12 protein-coding genes are annotated in these 14,354 nt (G+C 61.4%); 8 read left to right on the forward strand and 4 right to left on the reverse strand.

Going from position 1 to position 14,354, the window contains the following annotated elements; all coding sequences use genetic code 11:
• Positions 1-163: 163 nt before the first annotated feature.
• Both EDE09_RS21510 and EDE09_RS21515 read left to right on the forward strand, forming a co-directional pair.
• Positions 164-1,666, forward strand: coding sequence for a pyruvate kinase (locus EDE09_RS21510; protein WP_132412829.1), 1,503 nt, complete (start codon positions 164-166; stop codon positions 1,664-1,666).
• An 89-nt stretch (positions 1,667-1,755) separates the two neighbouring features.
• Positions 1,756-3,261 carry a bifunctional aminoglycoside phosphotransferase/ATP-binding protein gene (locus EDE09_RS21515; protein ID WP_132412831.1) on the forward strand — a complete coding sequence of 502 codons (1,506 nt, stop codon included), beginning with the start codon at positions 1,756-1,758 and terminating at the stop codon, positions 3,259-3,261.
• Between the two features lie 37 nt (positions 3,262-3,298).
• On the opposite strand, the gene adhP is transcribed toward EDE09_RS21515, so the two are convergent.
• Positions 3,299-4,336 carry an alcohol dehydrogenase AdhP gene (gene adhP / locus EDE09_RS21520; RefSeq protein WP_132412833.1) on the reverse strand — a complete coding sequence of 346 codons (1,038 nt, stop codon included), beginning with the start codon at positions 4,334-4,336 and terminating at the stop codon, positions 3,299-3,301.
• Positions 4,337-4,524: 188 nt separating this feature from the next.
• Between adhP and EDE09_RS21525 the strand changes: the two genes are divergently transcribed.
• The 5 genes from EDE09_RS21525 to EDE09_RS21545 all read left to right on the forward strand — a co-directional run bounded on the left by EDE09_RS21525 (position 4,525) and on the right by EDE09_RS21545 (position 9,713).
• Positions 4,525-4,974, forward strand: coding sequence for a hypothetical protein (locus EDE09_RS21525; protein ID WP_112798111.1), 450 nt, complete (start codon positions 4,525-4,527; stop codon positions 4,972-4,974).
• A 182-nt stretch (positions 4,975-5,156) separates the two neighbouring features.
• Positions 5,157-5,687 (forward strand): dihydrofolate reductase, encoded by a 531-nt coding sequence (locus tag EDE09_RS21530; protein ID WP_132412835.1) that lies wholly within the window; start codon positions 5,157-5,159, stop codon positions 5,685-5,687.
• Positions 5,688-5,823: 136 nt separating this feature from the next.
• The gene (gene hflK / locus EDE09_RS21535) at positions 5,824-6,918 is read left to right on the forward strand and encodes an FtsH protease activity modulator HflK (RefSeq protein WP_105373812.1); all 1,095 of its coding nucleotides are present in this window, start codon (positions 5,824-5,826) and stop codon (positions 6,916-6,918) included.
• A complete protein-coding gene (locus tag EDE09_RS21540; RefSeq protein ID WP_105373811.1) occupies positions 6,915-7,853 on the forward strand; it encodes a protease modulator HflC in 939 nt (312 codons plus the stop codon). Before hflK ends, EDE09_RS21540 begins: the two co-directional genes overlap by 4 nt.
• A 225-nt stretch (positions 7,854-8,078) precedes the next feature.
• Entirely contained in the window at positions 8,079-9,713 is a 1,635-nt protein-coding gene (locus EDE09_RS21545; protein ID WP_132412837.1) for a Do family serine endopeptidase, read from the forward strand.
• A gap of 4 nt (positions 9,714-9,717) precedes the next feature.
• Here the strand turns inward: EDE09_RS21545 and EDE09_RS21550 are convergent, their stop codons facing one another.
• Both EDE09_RS21550 and serB read right to left on the reverse strand, forming a co-directional pair.
• On the reverse strand, positions 9,718-10,311 hold the full coding sequence (locus tag EDE09_RS21550; RefSeq protein ID WP_132412839.1) for a GNAT family N-acetyltransferase: 594 nt from the start codon (positions 10,309-10,311) through the stop codon (positions 9,718-9,720).
• Positions 10,308-11,198 carry a phosphoserine phosphatase SerB gene (gene serB, locus EDE09_RS21555; RefSeq protein ID WP_132412841.1) on the reverse strand — a complete coding sequence of 297 codons (891 nt, stop codon included), beginning with the start codon at positions 11,196-11,198 and terminating at the stop codon, positions 10,308-10,310. Before serB ends, EDE09_RS21550 begins: the two co-directional genes overlap by 4 nt.
• On the opposite strand from serB, the gene miaA reads away from it, so the two are divergent.
• A complete protein-coding gene (gene miaA, locus EDE09_RS21560) occupies positions 11,199-12,089 on the forward strand; it encodes a tRNA (adenosine(37)-N6)-dimethylallyltransferase MiaA (RefSeq protein ID WP_132412843.1) in 891 nt (296 codons plus the stop codon).
• Here miaA and EDE09_RS21565 read toward each other — a convergent pair whose 3' ends face one another.
• Positions 12,090-14,183: an ATP-binding protein gene (locus tag EDE09_RS21565; protein ID WP_132412845.1), complete on the reverse strand. Its 2,094-nt coding sequence runs from the start codon at positions 14,181-14,183 to the stop codon at positions 12,090-12,092.
• Positions 14,184-14,354: the final 171 nt, after the last annotated feature.

A 14,354-nucleotide genomic window follows, 5' to 3' on the forward strand; every position in this document is an offset into this window, starting at 1 on the left:
TTACCGGCCCCAACGAAGAATTCGCCAGGCGAGGCTGGCTTTGGCCTTTGTGTCGCATGCCGGGTTCTCGGCTTCCTTGACGCAGCGCAAGGTGCGGCCGGCCGTCATGAAGAATTGATCTTCGCGATGCAGGCTGCAGGAAATCATCCAAAGGAGAATAGCGATGCTGCAGCATGCGGTGGAAAATGCTCTCAGGCCTGATGACCTGGCCGATCTGTCTGAAGAACTGTCTGCGCTGCGCCACGACATAGCCAAACAAGGGGCACCGATGTTGGGCGGATTGCTGGGCGCAGACCCACTGGCCGGGGACAAGCGGGCGGGGCTGGAAAACCTCTGCCACTATCTTTCGCTGCGTCACCATGATCTGAGGCCCCTGCAGCGAAAGCTGATGCGGCGGGGGCTGTCCTCGCTCGGTCGCTTGGAGAGCCGGGTCTTGCCGACGATCGATGCCGTTCTGGCTGCGCTTGCGGCGATGCGCGGCGTCGACCCGCAATTTGCGTCGCCGTCGGAGGGCGAGTTCTTCCGGGGCGAAAATCTTCTGGCGCAGGCTACGGACGAGCTTTTCGGGCTGCCCCGCGCCAACCGGCGCGGGCGTATCATGGTAACGCTTCCAAGCGAGGCCGCGAGCCGGCCGGACTTCATCCTCGATCTCGCCAGGCGCGGAATGGATGTGGCGCGGATCAACTGCGCCCATGACGATGAGCAGGCCTGGACGGAGATGGCACGACACGTGCGCGCCGCTGGAACCGACATCGGTCGCCGCCTGACGATCTTGATGGATATAGCAGGCCCGAAAATCCGCACGGAAGCCGTCGCGACGGAAAAGGGATCGCGGATCGAGACAGGCGATCTGTTGCGGTTGGTGGCGAAGGGCACGCCTTACGCAACGCCCGAGGTCGCTTTCTGCGCGGCTGTCTCGCTGCCCGAGATCGTCACACGCGTTTCGGTCGGCGACCGGATCCGCTATGATGACGGCAAGCTGGAAGGCGTGATCGAAAGCGTTGGCGACGGCGAGGCACTCGTTCGGATAACGCATACAAAAACGGTCGGTGCCAAGTTGAAGGCAGAGAAAGGACTGAACCTGCCGGATACGGCGCTTGGTCTGTCTCCCTTGACCGCCAAGGATCAGAGCGATCTCGCCACCATCATTCGCCATGCCGATATGCTCGGCTATTCCTTTGTGAGCCGTGCCGACGACATCGACCTCCTGGAGGAGGCGCTTGGCGAACATCCCCCGCGCGAACATGCGCTTGGCCTCATCGCCAAGATCGAGCAGCCGCAGGCGGTCACAAATCTGCCGGCATTGATCGCACGTGCCCGCTGCCGCAATCGCCCCTTCGGCGTGATGATTGCCCGCGGCGATCTTGCCGCCGAGATCGGCTTCGAGCGGGTGGCGGAAATGCAGGAGGAAATCCTCTGGATATGCGAGGCCGCCTTCGTGCCGACGGTCTGGGCGACGCAGGTTCTGGAGGATCTGGTAAAAGACGGCCTGCCATCCCGCGGCGAGATGACCGACGCAGCCATGGCTGCCCGCGCGGAATGCGTCATGCTCAATAAGGGACCTGCCGTTGGTGAGGCAGTCAGCCTGCTTGACAGCCTTCTCGCCCGTATGGACGAACATATCTTCAAGAAGACCCCGACGCTGCGGGCGCTGAAGTCTTGGTAGAGCAAGCGGAGCCTCGCAGTTGACCCATGAAAGGTGGCGTCGGGTCGCACGGCTTCTTTGGATGAAGCGATTCTGTGAGGGAATGCACGATGATGACAGAAGATCAGAGCGGCACGATCGCCTTCCTGACAGATCCGGCCACCTATGGCCTGACAGGTCCGGTCGAGGTGATCGAAACGCATATTTCGGTGGTCGTGCTGGCCGGCGAACGGGCATACAAGCTGAAGAAGGCGCTGAAGCTTCCCTATGTGGATTTTTCCACCGCTGCAATCCGCGAAGAGGCCTGCCGCAAGGAGGTCGCTCTGAATGGCGAGACAGCACCCAACCTCTACCTGGGAGTTCGCCGGATCACATCTGCGGCTGACGGTTCGCTCGAGTGGGACGGCGACGGGGACCCGGTGGATTGCGTCGTCGAGATGGTTCGTTTCAAGCAGGAGAACCTTTTCGACCGCATGGCGGTGTCCGGGAAACTGACGCCCGGACTCATGAGCGCCGCCGCGCGCATGATCGCCGTCTACCACGCAAAGGCGCCGGTGGTTGCTGCCGGAGGCGGCGCCGACAATATCGCAGCCGTTCTGGACATCAACGACGCGGGTTTCGCCACCAGCCGGGTCTTCGACAGGACCGCGCTGGCCTCGGTCGGCGAGGCGTTCCGGTCACGATTGCGGCGTCACGCTGCATTGCTGGACAGAAGGGCGGCCGCCGGCAAGGTCCGCCGCTGCCATGGAGACCTTCATCTGCGCAATCTGTGCCTGTTGGAGGGCGAGCCACGCCTCTTCGACTGCATCGAATTCAATGCGCAGATTGCCACCATCGACGTGCTCTACGATCTGGCCTTCCTTCTGATGGATCTGTGGCACCGGGGTTTCCCGGAACTCGCCAACCTCACGATGAACCGTTATCTCGACGAAACCGGCGATGCGGAAGGTTTCTGCCTGCTGCCTTTCTTCATGGCCATCCGGGCAGCCGTCCGCGCGCATGTCACCGCGACGCAGGCCGAAGAGCCGGGGCAGGATCTCTCCAGGTTGACGGCGGAGGCAAAATCCTACTTCGATATGATCGACGTCCTGCTGCAGGACAGGCCGGCCCGCCTGATTGCGATCGGCGGCTTGAGCGGTTCCGGCAAGACGGCCGTGGCCGACCGCCTGGCGGCGAGAGTCGGAGCACCCGCAGGCGCAAGGATTCTTGAAAGCGACCGTATCCGCAAAGCCCTCTACGGGGTTTCGGTGGAAACGAGATTGCCTGTTTCTGCCTACGATCCGGAGGTTTCGCGGAAAGTCTACCAGGAGATGGCGCGGCATTCCCAACTCATTCTGGAGCAGGGCGGCTGCGTGGTGGCGGATGCCGTTTTCGACAACCCGGCCAACCGCAAGCTGATAGAAGGCGCCGCAGCCGGCGCGGATTTCCTGGGTGTCTGGTTGGATGCCGTTCCGGCAATCCTCCTGCAGCGAGTACGCAGCCGCGTCGGCGGCCCGTCGGATGCGGATGCCGGCGTATTGGAAGCACAACTTGCCCGCAAACCGTCGGATATCTCCTGGCGGCATGTCGATGCATCCCTGCCGCTGGAGGAGGTCGTCGAGCTCATTTGCCGCTGAAAAAGGCGCCGGCTCCTGGACCGGCGCCTACATCCGATCAACCCGCGGAAGAGAAATCGAGCACCATCCGCCCTTCGATCTTGCCATCCTTCAGGCGGGTGAAGATGTCGTTGATGTCCTCGATCGGCGCTTTGTGGATTTCCGTCCTGACCTTGCCTTCGGTCGCGAAGGCGATGGCCTCATCGAGGTCACGCCGCGTTCCAACGATCGAGCCACGGACCGTGATGCGCTTCAAGACCACGTCGAAGATCGGCGTGGGGAATTCACCGGGCGGCAGCCCCACGAGGCTGACGGTGCCCTTGCGTCGCACCATGCGGATCGCCTGGGAAAACGCCGGCGGCGAGACCGCCGTCACCAGCACGCCATGGGCACCGCCGCCTGTGGCGGTCATGACCTCCTCGACGGCGGTCAGGGCACGAGCATCGACGGCGAGATCGGCGCCTAAGTTGCGGGCAAGTTCGAGCTTATCGGCGCTGACATCGAGCGCTGCGACCTTCAGACCCATGGCCTTGGCATATTGGACGGCGACGTGACCGAGACCGCCGATACCCGAGATCGCGACCCATTCGCCCGGCCTGGCTTCGGTTTCCTTGAGACCTTTATAGGTCGTGACACCGGCGCAAAGGATCGGGGAGATAGCAGCAAAATCGACGTTCTGCGGCAATCGCGCGGCAAAGGCCGCGTCGGCGATCACATATTCCGCGAACCCGCCGTTGCAGCTATAGCCGGTATTGTGCTGATGCTCGCAAAGGGTCTCCCAGCCGGTTTCGCAATATTCGCAGCGCAGGCAGGCATCATGCAGCCAGGCGACGCCGACGGCATCGCCCTCCTTGAAACCCGTGACGCCGGGGCCGAGTTCGACCACGATGCCGGCAGCTTCATGTCCGGGGATGAAGGGAGGCGTCGGCTTGACGGGCCAATCGCCGTCGGCGGCATGAAGATCCGTGTGGCAGACACCGCAGGCCATGACCTTCACCAGCATTTCGCCGGGGCCGGGAACGGGTACCGGCACGCATTCGATGGCAAGAGGCTTGCCGAATTGATGCACTATCGCGGCTTTCATGGTTCTTGCCATCAATTGCTCCTTTGCAAAAAGATAAAGTCCGGCGGCGATTGTCCTCAACTTTGCCGTGGTTTCATTGACGCAGCGCAATGAGGAGAGGATTGCTATCCGTTGACGCCGATCAATGCCGATGTCCCCGGATCTGCGAAGTTGAGAACAACAGGCGAAGGCCTGGGTTCAGCATTTGGCGGAACGGCAAGATGAAAATGGAATACGATGTGGGAGGGCTCGATGCGGCGGATGTGCATCGCGCCTACGCAGTCATTCAACATGTAATTCCGGGTATCGATCTGGAGGAGTGGAAGGCCCTGACGGCAACCGCCGCCTCCCGTCACGACTGGCTGACCGTGACGGATGCGCGCGGCTATATCCGCGGGCTTTGTTACGTCTTCACCCGGGAGCATCCGGTACGCGGGTCTCAGCTGGAAGTTCCGATCTTTGCGGCAGTCAGCCTCGTCGACAAACACGGTGTGGCCCGCCAGCTTTTCGAACTCGCCAAATCGCGCGCAAAACAGGCGGGTGTCGAAACCATCCACTTCTGGGCCGCCGGCTCCACGGACTGGGAAAGCCTCGCGAAACTCAGGGAGGCTGCGCCGTGGGACGATGGCGTGATGTATCATCTCAAGACCGACCGGACTTTTCTTTGCTGAAGGGGTAGCCCTACTCAGTGCCAGGCCCCCGGCCGATACTCCTGCCCGGGCATCGCGGACAATAGCGTCTGAAAACCGGATTTTCAGTTTCAAAACCTGTTGCGCATAGGGGCAGGCTTCAATACGGCTGGGCGTCCTTGTTGCCAATCGGCGCTCTCGCCGGCGTTTTGAAAGTGGCCTATATGGCAAAACCACGCCTTGTCATTGTCGTTGCAGTCTCCCGCAATGGAGTAATCGGGCGTGATGGCGATATGCCATGGAGGCTCTCCACCGATCTCAAACGATTCAAGGCGCTCACGCTCGGCAAACCCGTCATCGTCGGACGCAAGACTTTCGATTCCTTCGGCGGAAAGCCGCTGCCCGGACGTCCGCATGTGGTGGTGACCCGAAACCACGAGTTTCGGCCCGACGGCGTAGCGGTCGCGCCCTCATTCTCTGAGGGCCTGCGCATGGCCGAGGAGAAGGCGGCTGAGATAAGCGCCGATGAGGTGTACGTGCTGGGCGGCGGTGAAATTTATACGCAGGCGATCAAACTCGCGGAAAAGCTGTACGTCACGCATGTCGACGCGGACATTTCAGACGGCGATACTTTCTTTCCGGACATAGATCCGCAGGTTTTCGAAAAGGTGGAAGAGGTTGCTGTCCCGGCTGGCGAGAAGGACAACTATGCGACGCATTTCGTCACCTATCGGCGCCGAAGCGCGACAAACTGAGACATTTCGTTACCGAACAACGGGAAGTTATTGAAGCTGCGTTGAAAGCGGGGCGCGGGATACCTATAACGGCAAGGCCCGGCTGCCGTCACGCGGTATGTCGCGGCATGGGAGTGGTACGAACAAAGAGGTTTTGATGCCCTGGAGCAATCAGAATGGCGGCGGCGGCCCTTGGGGCGGCGGTGGCGGTAATAATCAAGGACCCTGGGGGCAGGGACCGAACCGCCCACGCGGCGGGGGAGGCAGCGGTGGTCCACCTGATCTGGAGGACATCATCCGGCGCAGCCAGGATCGCCTGCGTGGCGTAATGCCCGGCGGCTTCAACGGCGGCGCCTTCGTCATCGTGCTTCTTATCGTCGTGGCGTTTCTTGCATTCCAGTCTGTCTATACGGTCCAGCCGGACGAGCGCGGCGTCGAGTTGCGTTTTGGCCGTCCGAAGGACGAGATTTCCATGCCGGGCCTGCATTTCCATCTCTGGCCGCTGGAGTCCGTCGAGATCGTCAAGGTCACGGAGCAGCAACAGAATATCGGCGCGGCGCGGGGTTCGAGCTCCAATGCCGGCTGGATGCTGACGGGCGACTCTAACATCGTCAACGTGCAGTTTTCCGTGCTGTTCACGGTGACCGACCCCAAGGCCTATCTCTTCAACCTGGAAAGCCCCGCTTCGACGCTGCAGCAGGTCGCAGAAAGCGCCATGCGCGAAGTTGTCGGCCGCCGTCCGGCGCAGGACATTTTCCGCGACAACCGCGAAGACATCTCGACCGAGGTGCGAGGCATCATCCAGGGCACGATGGACACCTACGGTTCCGGCATTTCCATCAATGCGGTGCCGATCGAGGATGCGGCGCCGCCGCGTGAAGTGGCCGATGCCTTCGAAGAAGTGCAGCGCGCCGAACAGGACGAAGACCGTTTCGTGGAAGAGGCGAACCAATACGCCAACCAGAAGCTCGGCCAAGCCCGCGGACAGGCCGCCCAGGTTCGCGAAGAAGCGTCCGCCTACAAGGACCGTGTCGTGAACGAGGCTCAGGGTGAGGCGCAACGCTTCATCTCCATCTATCAGGAATATGCCAATGCGCCCGACGTCACCCGTCAACGCATCTTCCTCGAAACGATGGAAGCGGTGCTGAAGAGCTCAAACAAGATCATCCTGGAGAACAAGGAGGGCGTCATTCCTTACCTGCCGCTCAACGAGATCAACCGGCCCCAGGCCCAGCCGGGAGCTGCACGATGAACTCCAATCGACTTCCGGCAATTCTGATCGGCCTCGCCGTCATTCTTGTCCTGCTCTATTCATCCGTCTTCGTGGTCAACGAACGGGAACAGGCGATCGTGGTCCGGTTCGGCCAGATTCAAGACGTCAAGCGCGAGCCGGGCATCTATTTCAAGCTGCCCTTCGCCTTCATGGATGCGGACCGCGTTCAGTATCTCGAAGACCGCGCGCTGCGTTTCGATCTCGACAATATCCGCGTGCAGGTGCGCGGCGGCGCCTTCTATGAGGTCGACGCCTTCGTCGTCTATTCGATCACCGATCCACGCCGGTTCCGTGAAACGGTGTCCGGCGACAGGGAATCGGCGGAATCTCGGCTGCGCACTCGTCTCGATGCGGCGCTTCGCCGAGTCTACGGCCTGCGCAACTTCGATGCTGCGCTATCTGACGAACGCTCCTCGATGATGCAGGAGGTTCACACCGATCTCAACGCGGCGGCCGAGACCTTGGGCCTCACCATCCGGGACGTGCGGATCCGTCGCACCGATCTCACGCAGGAAGTCTCGGCGCAGACCTTCCAGCGCATGAAGGCGGAGCGACTTGCGGAGGCGGAACTGATCCGTGCGCGCGGCAATGAACAGGGGCAGCGTCGGCGGGCGATTGCCGATCGTCAGGTCGTCGAACTGGTCTCCGAGGCGCAAAGGGATTCGGAAATCCTGCGCGGTGAAGGCGACGCGGAACGCAACCGGATCTTCGGCGAAGCCTTTAAGCGCGACCCGGCCTTCTTCGAATTCTACCGCTCGATGCGGGCCTATGTGGCTTCGCTTGCCGATACCGGGACGACCATGGTCCTGTCGCCAAATTCGGAGTTCCTGCGCTTCTTCAATTCTCCGACGGGAACGCGGCCGGAGCAGCAAGCGCCGGCGGCACCTGCAGTACCCGCAGCACCTGCCAACTGACATCCTGCGCAAGAGGGGCGGCGGCGAGGTGCCCCTCTTGTTTCGGGATGATCGGCAGGCGACACCCGCTCGGTCGCAGTATGCTCACGAAAAGGTAATTTCCCCGGCATGCATTCCGCCTTATGCTTTGTCGAAACTCTGCCCGATTCAAAGGCTCCAATGATCTTCCCGGGTGAGTGTCGCTCGTCGGGGGCGATGCAGCAAATCCAATAGCGAGGATGCCAGATGGCCCAGACGGTTCGATCGTCCTTCACGCGCTTCGTCACGTTGACGGCCTCTCTTGCCGTATTGGCGAACCCTCTGCAGGCGGTCGCGCAGGCGCCGACACCTCCGGCACCCGAGCAAAATGGAAATTCGCCCGGCCCGATGCTGCCAGCTCCGCCGACAGCGTCTCCGACGATCAATCCGCCACCGCCGCCGAGCCCGATAGCCCCGGCAGGACCGGCGTCGATCGCCGATATGGCTGAAGGGCTGCTCGATGCGGTGGTCAACATTTCGACCTCGCAGAGCGTCAAGGATCAAGGCGCAGGCCCGCAGCCGCAAATCCAGGAAGGCTCGCCTTTCCAGGAGTTCTTCGAGGATTTCTTCGACGGCCCGGGCAACCAGGGCGGAAATCAGAAGGTTTCTTCGCTCGGTTCCGGCTTCGTGATCGATCCGAGCGGCTATGTGGTAACCAACAACCACGTCATCGAAGGCGCCGACGACATCGAAGTGATCTTCCCGAACGGCAGCAAGCTCAAAGCAAGATTGGTCGGAACCGATACAAAGACCGATCTGTCCGTCCTGAAGGTCGAGCCGAAGACACCGTTGAAGGCCGCGCGTTTCGGCGATTCCCGAAAGATGCGCATCGGGGATTGGGTCATGGCGATCGGCAATCCCTTCGGTCTCGGCGGCTCGGTGACGCTCGGCATCATTTCGGCCCGGGGCCGCAACATCAACGCCGGGCCTTATGACAATTTCATCCAGACGGACGCGGCGATCAACAAAGGCAATTCGGGCGGCCCGTTGTTCAACATGAGCGGCGAGGTCATCGGCATCAATACCGCCATCATCTCTCCATCCGGCGGCTCGATCGGCATCGGCTTTGCCGTGCCGACGGAACTCGCGGAAAATATCGTCCACCAGCTCATAGAATTCGGCGAAACGCGCCGCGGCTGGCTCGGTGTGCGCATCCAGCCGGTAACCGACGACGTGGCGGCGAGCCTCGGTCTCGATCGCGCACGCGGCGCGCTGATTTCTGGCGTTGTCAACGGCGGACCGATTCAGAAGGGCGAGATCAAGGCGGGCGACGTGATCCTGACCTTCGACGGCCACCCGGTCAACGAGATGCGCGACCTGCCACGCATCGTGGCCGAAAGCCCCGTCGCCAAGGAAGTCGACGTCGTCATCATGCGGGACGGAAAGGAAGAGACCGTCAAGGTGACGCTTGGACGCCTGGAGGACAGCGCCGAGCCTGAGGAGAATGCCGAGCAACCCAGCCTGCCCGAGGGACAGGGCGAGAACCTCGAACCCGACAACGGCACGCCGGGGGATCAGAAGGGCGGCGAGACAGCTGAAAAACCTGCGGCGACCTTCGGGATGACGCTTGCGGCGCTGGACGAGGAACGCCGTAAGGCTTTCAGCATCGCCGAAAGCGTCGAGGGCGTGGTGATTACCGCTGTCGAACCCAATTCGCCTGCGGCACAGAAAGGCCTGAAGGTCGGCGAAGTTGTCGTGGAAGTGGGGCAGGACTTCGTTGAGAACCCCGCCGATGTCGTCAAGAGGATCAATGCACTGAAGGCGGAAGGCCGCCGGAACGCGCATGTGATGATCGCAGATTCTGCCGGCAACCTCCGTTTCGTGGCCTTGCCGCTGGAATAGCCCGCTACGGGTTTCTACGCCTATGCTGCTTCTGGCGTTGCCACTCGTCCAGCGTCACAGCGTAGACGATGTGGCGCTTCAAGTGCGGATGGGTGTCGGGCACGCGTGGGTGATCGAAGTCGAGGCTTGCGACACGGTGTAAGCCAAGCCGCTTCATGACCGCGGTCGACCGGTGATTTTCGGCGACTGCGAAGGACACGACGGCGTCCAGATGCTTCTTGTCGAAGGCGAAATCGAGGAGCGCGCAAGCGGCTTCCGAAATATAGCCTTTGCCCCAGAAACGCGTGGCAAGCCTCCAGCCGATTTCCACTGTTTCCGCCGGAAAGATCTCCGGCATGTTGGCAAGCGACAGGCCGCAGAAGCCGATCGGCTCGCCGGTCGCCTTCAGTTCCAGCGCATAAAAGCCGAGGCCGGTTTCGATGATCGACGCGTTCAGCCGTTTGAGAAGCGCATCCGCCTCCTCATGGGTTCGTCGAAACGGAAAGAACTCCATGACCTTGGAATCGGCATTGATCTCGCGAAACAGGTCGCGGTCCGTGTCGAGCCAACTCCGCAGCCGGAGGCGTTCCGTTTCGAGGATGATCTTTGCTTCTTTCACGGCATCACGAAATCCGTTTTGCGATAGCCCTGGATATAGAGAAGGGCGGTGAGGTCGCCATGGTCGATCCGCATTTTTGCCTGGGCCGCAACGGTCGGCTTGGCATGCAGCGCAACACCCGAACCGGCGATGCCGAGCATGCCGAGATCATTTGCGCCGTCACCGACGGCTAGGGCTTCGTCCGGCGAAATGCCGAGTTTCTCGCTGATCACCAGAAGTGCATCGACTTTGGCCTGCTTGCCGAGAATGGGTTCGGCGACTTCGCCGGTGAGAATGCCGTCTCTTTCAATGAGGATATTCGCCTGATTCTCGTCGAAACCCAATGTTTCCGCGATGCGGCTTGTGAAGACGGTGAATCCGCCGGAAACCAGCGCCGTATAGAACCCTTTGGCTTTCATCGTGGCGATCAGCTGCGGTCCACCGGATGTAAGAGTGATGCGTTGGGCGATGACATCGTCCACCACTGTGATCGGTAAGCCCTTCAAAAGCGCCACGCGCTCCCGCAATGCCGGCTCGAAGGCGATTTCGCCGTTCATGGCCCGAGCAGTGATCGCAGAGACCTTATCCTTCAAGCCAACCACATCGGCGAGCTCATCGATGCATTCCTGGCCGATCATCGTGGAATCCATGTCGGCGATCAGAAACTTCTTCCGCCGGGTCTCGGCCTCCTGCACGACGACATCGATGGGCGCGCCGGTAATCACGGCGCGCAGATTAGCCTCGGCGGCCCGCGGGTCGGTATCGTCACGAAGCGCGATATCGCAGGCGACGCCATCCGCCAGCCAGTAGAGACCGGAGGCTTTCGCCGCCTCGGCCGCCTGCTCTCCGAGCTTCGACGTAAGAACAGGGTTTGACGGATGGGCAATGAGCGTGGCAACGAAAGCCATATGACAGACCTTATGGATGATTTGGACGCGATCCTGATAACCGGGCCGACGGCGAGCGGCAAGTCGGCCCTTGCTCTTCGGCTGGCGCGAGAGGCGAATGGTGCCGTCGTCAATGCCGACAGCATGCAGGTCTACGATACTCTAAGGGTCCTGACCGCTCGGCCTTCGGAAGAAGAGATGGAGGGAGTGCCGCATCTGCTTTACGGGCACGTGCCGGCGACGAGCACCTATTCGACCGGGGAATGGCTGCGCGACGTAACGGCACTTCTGTCAAAGCTCAGAGCCGAGGGACGCCTGCCGGTTTTCGTGGGCGGCACCGGTCTTTATTTCAAGGCGCTGACGGGTGGCCTCTCCGATATGCCTGACATTTCCCAGGACGTCCGTTGCCGGCTGCGGCTGCGGCTGAAGGACGAGGGACCGGAACCGCTCTACATGGAACTTTCGCGCCGCGACCTGCCGGTTGCTGAAAGCCTTGAGCCAAGGGATGGCCAGCGAATTGTCCGGGCGCTGGAAGTGCTGGAAGAAACCGGGCAGTCGATTTCCAAGTTTCAGGGAAAGCAGGGGCCGAAGGTGATCGACCCTGCACGGGCGAAAAAGCTCGTGGTCCTGCCGGACCGCAACATCCTCCATGAAAGGATCGACAGACGCTTCGAGAAGATGCTCCATAGCGGCGCCGTCGATGAGGTGAGGGAGCTGATGGCGCTCCATCCCGCTCCTGACGCGCCGGTCATGAAGGCGATCGGCGTGGCACAGGTCGCGGAGATGCTCGAAGGCCGAATGAGCCGGGAGGAGGTTATAGAACGCGGCTCTGCTTTGACGCGCCAGTATGCCAAGCGGCAAATGACCTGGTTCCGCAACCAGATGGACGAAAGCTGGGAGAGGATCTGTTGACTAGTCTTTATCGTAGAGGCTGCTGAGCGGTTTCTTCAGCAAACTCTCGCGGAGCGATCCTTCGCGTCGGAGAAGCGGATTTGGACGCGGGTTTTCCGATGCGGGCGGGCGTTGAAATATCGGCTGCGGAGGCTCGCCGCCGCGTTCACGGCGCAGATCGGCGAAACGATCCGGGCGCGGCATCGGTGGCTCCGACAAAGTCGGGCGCGGCAGCATATCCGGCCTGTAGGGTTCGGGCTGCGGGTCGTCGAGAGGCGGCGTGCGGTTTATCACGACGTGGCCGTTGGTCCGGATTTCCTGCGCCCATCGTTCCAGTTCGGCTTCATCTGCCGGCGGGAAGTCGGTATCCGTTTCGTCGTCGGGCGCCGGTGCGTTGTCGCCGAATGCAGGGTTGGCGGCAGCGTAGCTCTGCTGGAACGCGGCGATATCAGGTCCGCTGACGGACCGCAGGCGCGCGACCACGGCGCGCAGATCGACCGTATCAGGTGTGTCTTCGCAGCCCTTGTCGGCAACGCCATTGGCCTTCGGCAGATATCTTTCCTCGACACGCGCGAACTTCATGCGCATCGGCACGGCTATGGCCTCACCGAAGGCGATCGCCTCGCCGTTTCCGATCGAGGAAAGGAAGCTGGTGGTCGAAATCGACGAGTTCGGAATGGCCGACTTGATAATTTCCTGGTCCCGGTCGTTGGAAAGGCGCATGGCGAAGAGGGTCGAGCACTGCGACAGGATCGTCTGATCAAGTTCGCCGGGGCGCTGGGTGATGATCCCGAGCGAGACCCCGTATTTTCGGCCTTCCTTGGCAATGCGGGAAATAGCCTGGCGCGTCGGGAAGAAACCGAGCTCGCGATCGGCTGGCACGTAGCGGTGCGCTTCCTCGCAGACGACCAGCATATGAATGGCGCCGTTGCTCCAGAGCGCCAGTTCGAACGCCATGCGGCACAGAATCGAGGCGACGGAATTGACCACTTCCGAGGGGATGCCCGCAAGCTGGAAGGTGGAGATCGGCTTATCCCCGCCTGGAATGCGGAAGATATGCGCGATCGTCTCCATGATCGTGTCATGGATCGTGTTGTTGGAGAACATGAAGTGGTAGCGCGGGTCGTTGATGGCCGACATGACGCGCATCTTCAGTGAACGCAGGTACGGCTTCTCGTTCCGGCCTTCCAGGCGTCCTATGCGTTCGTCTATCAGCGCCAGAAGATCCGCCATGCGGTAAGGCACGGGGGTATCGGCGGTCACGGAACTCTTTTCGGTCGTGCGCCGCATCAGCGACGAATCGCTTCCGCGAAAGGCCCGCTTGGCGTCCGGAATGAGGTCGCGGAGGATGTCGAGCTCTTCAGGCACGGCGGGGCGGCCACGGAAGACTACTTCGGAAAACTCTTCAAGCCGCATCAGCCAGAAGGGCAGGTCGAGCGTATCCGTGTCGATGACGACGGCGTGCTCGGGAAAGGCAGAGGCGAATTCGTTATGCGGATCGAGAATCAGGACGCGCAGCTTCGGGTCCACCTCGATCGCCTTGTGGAGAAGCAGCGAGACTGCCGTCGACTTGCCCACCCCGGTGGAGCCGACAATAGCGAAGTGTTTCGACAACATCGAGGGGATGTGGATTGCAGCGTCGATGTTCTCGTCCTGCGTGAGCTTGCCGATCGCGCAGGTGTCGTCCTTGCCGGTATCGTAGATGCGCAGGAGATCGGCAGCCCGGATGCGGTGCGCTACGGCGCCGAGATAGGGATAACGGGAGATGCCGCGGGAGAACTCATCCCGGCCGTTCGGTCCCTTGCGGACTTCGCCCAGCAGTTCGGCTTCGATCTGGAACCCTGTGTCTTCCCCCTCGCGCCAGCCACGACTGCCAGTTTCCATGGCATAGGCCAATGCCACGACGCGGTTTTCGCCAACGCTGATCGAGATCAGCCGGCCCACTGACCAGAGCTTGGTAAGGTCGGTCTCACCACCTTCGGCGATCGCTGAAATAGTGGCATGAGCGCCGTTGCACGCGACCACACGGCCGAGCAAGCGATTGCCCGGTTTATGGAGATCGCGGCGATCCTGCTCTCCCGCAGAGGAGGAACGGAGGGGATCATTGTTCGGCAAACGTAACCCCCTATCATTGGGGTGGCAGGTTGGGTCATGACTCATCCGTCGGCCGGGTCGTAACCCTCCAACATGTCGAATATAGGTGTCCCGGCTTAACAACTGGTATAGGGGGATGTCGCCTCGAATGCGTAACGGTCAGCAAAATCAGGCGGATGGCTTTTTTTGGTG

It is taken from the genome of Neorhizobium sp. S3-V5DH, from assembly GCF_004343065.1.
In the GTDB taxonomy this organism is placed as follows: domain Bacteria; phylum Pseudomonadota; class Alphaproteobacteria; order Rhizobiales; family Rhizobiaceae; genus Neorhizobium; species Neorhizobium huautlense.